Origin of the sequence: Heyndrickxia sporothermodurans (assembly GCF_003055045.1) — a bacterium.
GTDB lineage: Bacteria > Bacillota > Bacilli > Bacillales > Bacillaceae_C > Heyndrickxia > Heyndrickxia sporothermodurans.
The window spans coordinates 1-5,416 of sequence record NZ_NAZB01000054.1 but is presented as its reverse complement, the minus strand read 5'-3'; the positions used below and the strand labels follow the sequence as shown (position 1 = coordinate 5,416).

At 30.7% G+C, this 5,416-nt stretch carries 5 protein-coding genes; all 5 read right to left on the bottom strand.

Translation table 11 applies throughout. The features are described 5' to 3' along the window. Nucleotides 1-277: transposase (locus B5V89_RS17275; RefSeq protein ID WP_108073213.1), on the bottom strand; the 277-nt coding region annotated here is incomplete at its 3' end. A 127-nt stretch (nucleotides 278-404) separates the two neighbouring features. Next, nucleotides 405-1,592, bottom strand: coding sequence for a Ger(x)C family spore germination protein (locus B5V89_RS17270; protein WP_244913532.1), 1,188 nt, complete (start codon nucleotides 1,590-1,592; stop codon nucleotides 405-407). Further along, entirely contained in the window at nucleotides 1,570-3,096 is a 1,527-nt protein-coding gene (locus B5V89_RS17265; protein WP_108073211.1) for a spore germination protein, read from the bottom strand. Before B5V89_RS17265 ends, B5V89_RS17270 begins: the two co-directional genes overlap by 23 nt. Beyond that, on the bottom strand, nucleotides 3,093-4,160 hold the full coding sequence (locus B5V89_RS17260; RefSeq protein ID WP_276514005.1) for an endospore germination permease: 1,068 nt from the start codon (nucleotides 4,158-4,160) through the stop codon (nucleotides 3,093-3,095). Before B5V89_RS17260 ends, B5V89_RS17265 begins: the two co-directional genes overlap by 4 nt. Before the next feature lie 294 nt (nucleotides 4,161-4,454). Next, complete coding sequence (locus B5V89_RS17255) at nucleotides 4,455-5,039, bottom strand: hypothetical protein (protein ID WP_055737866.1); 585 nt, start codon at nucleotides 5,037-5,039, stop codon at nucleotides 4,455-4,457. Nucleotides 5,040-5,416: the final 377 nt, after the last annotated feature.

The following is a 5,416-nucleotide window of genomic DNA, read 5'->3' as shown; positions in this document are numbered from 1 at the left end:
TTTTTATAAGATCTCGTAGAATGGCGATTTCAAGGTCTTTTTCACCTAATATTATTTTTAGCTTTTCATTTTCCTCGGATAACTCTTTAGAATCAATATCTGGCAGCACAGTAACATCTACTTCACCGTATTTGCCATCTTTATATTCACGAATCCAACGACTTACCATGTTCGGATTCAGTTCGTATCGACGTGCTACTAACGAATTATTGCCTGTCTCAGTGGCTTCTTTTACGACTTGTAATTTAAAATCTTTTGAGTGTTTTGTTCGTTTCATTATGTCAGCCTCCTTGGTACATTAAGTAGTATAATATTTATTACTCTTACTGTCCAAGTTCATTTAGGGGCTATAGAGCTATAATGGTTTAAAACATGATGTTAAACATCGACTTAAAGCCATCCAATTATGGATGGCTCGGATATTTTCTCTTAATTAAGGTGGGCTTGTTCCTTTGTTTTCCAGCATCTATTATTTTTAAATTAATGTCAATATTATTAATTGAGTGATTATTCAACGGTATTTTTCCATCATGTTGTATTCTTTTCCAAGTGGAATAATTCTTTATGTAAAGTACGTTTGAAAGACGATATATATCAGAATCCAGTTTCAGACCTTCTAAATAAGTATCCATTATTTCTTTTTTAATTTTCCTTTTAGCCTCAGAACTTATTTCCTCTAATGAATTAGTTCGTCTTACTTTATTTATATGTACTTTAGCTTTAATTTTAACATCAAATTTAACCTCATTATGTTTTATGACCGGAGTTACCTTTACATGTAAGTTCCTTAATAAAAGACCCATACCTTCCTTGCCTTTTATAGTTATTTCTGATCTTTGAAAATCCTTATTCATCCATCTATATCCTTTAGCTTTACTGTTACTAAGATACCCTTTCAAATTGTCATTAGTGATAATACCTAATCCGTTTAATATTGCTGCATCCATGTGTTTAGAATCAGCTTCCCATGATTGGTGATTTCCTGAAATAATTGGTAATACTATTTCATTTGGTGGACGGTTATTTAAAATAATTAATCTTCTTAAATCAATAGGTCGGATATAGGAAAATTGTTTAAAACTAGGTTCTGGATCACTAAGGCGTGAAAGATCTGTAGACATTCCAATATTCGGCATGGCATGAAGTATATTAGGAATGGAATCTTCCGTTAGATATATCCATATTTGATAATAAGTTTCAACATACCGATCTAATATATCTGTAATGGCTTGTAAGCCTCCTTGTTTCAAAACATTTTCTGTGAAAACAATGTATGCAATATGCCCCCAGAAAAGTCTTCTTTGAGTTGTCTGATAGATATTAAAGATGGCTTCTTCCACGGTATTTCCTGATGCATGACCAAGTTCTGCTGTAACTTGGTTATTGCTACCTCCTGACTCGCTTTTTGCAAGTAGTCCTAAATTAATGATTTGTAAATATGCTATATATTTACCGTCTTTATAGTCAAGACCTATAGAATGTATGTAAACCATTCTTTCCGTTTGTTTCACATCCCAGCATCCAGAAAGAAATACTGTAGTTAAAATGCTCAATAAAAGAAAAAATTGATTAGCTTTTCTTTTTATTTTCATTTTCTTCACCTGTTCTAGTAACGTCATTTAATTCGAGCGCTTTTGGCCTTTTTGTGTATTTTGTGTTAGGAATTTTAATAATTGTTTTAATAAAATCAGATATATTTAGTAGGCTAATTCCCTCCAAATAAGAAACACCAAATGTATTTATTCTGCCGATATATGCACAAATAACAAATATTGCTGTAAACATGCCAAAAAAACCGAATAAAGAAGAGAATATAATAATAAAAAGACGTGTAAGAGAGAGTGTTCCAATTAAAGATTGGTCATTTAGATTAAACGTGGATAATGTGGAAAGAGCTATTACAACGACGGTAACCGGACTAGCCAATCCAGCACTTATTGCAGCATCTCCAATTATTAATCCACCAACTACACTAAGAATTTGACCAATGGACATAGGTAATCGTAATCCCGCCTCTTTAAAAAGTTCAAATAAAAGTAACATAAGAATAACTTCAATGGATATTGGTAATGGAACTCCTTTTCTTGATTCGACAACGGTTGCTAATAATGAGATTGGGAGTTGATCTTGATGAAATGAGGTTAAAGAGACCCATATGCCTGGTAGTATAGCTGACAAGAAAAGTCCAGATATTCTTATCAATCGTTGAAATGAACTGAAGATGTATGATACTTCTTTATCTTCACTTCCTTTAAGTAGCAAAAAAAAGTTAATAGGAGTAATTAAGGCAATAGTGACACCATCAATTAGGATAACAAACCTTCCATTTAATAATGTTTGCACAGCGAAATCTGGCTTACCAGTATACTGGTGTCTTGGAAATACTGCATAAGGAGTGTTATTGAACGTTTCTTCTAATTGTTGGGTAGTTACAAGTCCGTCGATATCAATGGTAGAAAGTCTATTTTTTATTTCTTTAAGTACATTCATATTTGCGATATCATCCATATAAAGAATAGCAACTTTCGTTTGGGAACGTTTACCTATCGTTGTTTGTTCAAATGCAAGTGAAGATGTGCGTAATCTTTTCCTGATTAAAGAAATGTTAACATTGATATCCTCAATAAAGTTATCTCTAGGACCTTTTACAGTTGCTTCAGTGGCAGTCTCTTCAGGCTTTCTTTGAGGACGTTCTGATATATCAATCGTAAAAAGTTTTCCATTGATTCCAAAATCGATTAATAATTTTCCGGCGAATATATCCGTTATTGCAACCTCTAAATTATCAATTACATCCAAGGTTGGGATATGTAGATAGTTGCGTATCTGTTCCTCAGTGATTTCGCCTTTATGTACGAAAAAAAAATGATCAATTGACTGAGGAACAGTATTGTATAATATTTCAGTATTGACTAGTCCCGAACAATATATATATGTAATTTGATGATGTATATAAGTAGTTGTGGAAAATTGTATATCCGGACATTTTTTTAGAACATTTCTTAATACTCGTTCACTAATTACGGTGCTCTTTTTATTATTATCATTACTTATTGATAAATTTTTTTGTAGGGATTTTTTTTTGAAAAACTTCATACATTTATTCTCCTTTTATGTAGTACTAAAATAAATAAGGATAATAGAAGTAAAAAACTGATTAAAAAGTAAGTCGTAAAAGGTAGTAGGATATTCCATAAAACATTCGAATAATGAATATCACTGATGGGATAAACGGCATATCCAATTACGATAAATAAAATTACAAATAGACACCATTTTGAATATAAATTAATTTCTAATAAAACTTCTTTTATCGTATAAAAGAATAAGGAAATGCGAATAAATGCACCTGCTAACCATTGATACAAAGCTAAAAAACTCACATGTTCAATAAAATCCCCTATAGAAACTAATCCCCATTCTTCAAATGCTGGGAAACGTTGATAGGATGCTTCAACCTCATCAAATTCCGTTATTGCTCCTATTAATGGTCCTAATGTAAGCCCCATTAATATGAAAGACGTTATAAAGAGATGTCGAAATTTAACTGGAGTATTAATTCTCTTTTTTAAAAATAAAAAAAGCATAAGTTCAGTCATTCCGGAATAGGGAAAAATAATACTTTTTAATATGGGCCTATATCCATTTTCAAAAATAGGAAGTAATAGTGAATAATCTTTGTGTTCCATATTTGTAAAAGCAACGAAAAACCCAAGACAGACAACGAAAATGAGTAATAAGATATTAATGATACTTATCGTTCCTAGTTTTGATCCTCCAAAATATAGGCAAACAATACTGAAAATACATGCTACTATCCATTTTGGGGTTTCAGGAAGATATCCAACATTAATTAACGCAATAGTTTCTCTTAATGTGATAGCACTTAAATTTATTAAAAAGAGAATAAAGATTATTCCCAAAATAATAATAATTTTTTTGTTTACTTTAAATCGTAGCCACTCAAAAATTCCCTCATTATTAATTGACTTTTGCAAAACTAAAAGAAGTATAATCCAGACTAAGGATAATAAAAATGATAGAATTACACTGATCCATGAATCTTTACCTGCATGTTGCACAAGTGGAGATATTACAAATACATGATTGTTTAGACCTATCACTGTTATTAGAATAAGCATCATTTGCTTATTTGTAATGGAATCAAGTGTATTAATACTAGCACCTCCTTTTTTTTTAATATTATTTTTAAAAAAGGAGAAATTTATTCGTTTTTTTATATAAAATCATAGGTAGACTCAGGAAAATACATAAACTTAATTCTTAGGAACATTTCAATATTAATTTTAATAGGCATAATTTTTTACAATATTTTTGAGAACCACAGCTTTTTTCATTGTTCCATTAAAGCAAATGTTAGTTATCTTATTTATTTTGCGTGGTAGAATAAAAAAATAAAGCCCAGTATTCCAAGCTTTATCTATCTTAAATACTTATGAAGTTAGGTAGCATTTTTTACATAATGTTTTCCATCTATTTTCAGCATTTAACCATCTTTTTTTATGACATGAGGGACAAGGAATTCTTATCTTATGTAATTCCCATTTCAACTTTTCCCCGTTAAAAACGTACTTTTCATTTTCGTTTGAAGGATTAGGGATTTTTTTTACTCCTGCATCAATAATGCATTTCTGACAATAAAGTTTATTATCAAATTTAATTAGTTTTACAAACTTAATTCCTTTCAGTTCCCCGTCTATCACACCACAAGAACTACAAACAAGTCCATTTAATTTGTTCTGATAAAGTTTAATATTAATTTTACATATGTATTCATTATAACCATCATAGTAACGAACATCTGGAATAATCTTTGAACAACAATAGCAGTTTAATTCCTTTGTTCCAGATGGATAGGTAAATTCATAACCCGAACTGCCTTTCTTATCCGACTTAAGTTCAGCACTACCCAAAACATTTAAGACATTGTTAAATCCACAATGAGGGCATATTATACTGAATTGGTCTGTTCTACAATCCTTACAATCACATGGTCTACCCCAATCACAATTTGGCATAAAGCACGAACTCCCTCCCTAAAATATTCTTTCTTTTAAGATAACATGTTAATAGATTCGGAAAAACATCTTTTTTCACATGGAATAAGGTGAAAATTACCGATATCCTCTCAATATAATTGTTCAGGAAATCACAGCTTTATGTACTATTAAAGAATTGTTGTTGGTTTGATTTAAAGTTTGAACAAAAATATGCTTTGAATGTTGATTTTATAAGAAAAACCCCCTCCGTTTTGAAAAAAGATTACTCAAAACCGGATTAACCCCCGAATTTTGGACAGTATTTCTCTTAATCTCACTTTATCTTAAAACTACATTCTTTTTCGTTTCCTTTTGTCCTTTTGAGATCATAGCCATTGCTTCCATTCCTTCAAGGT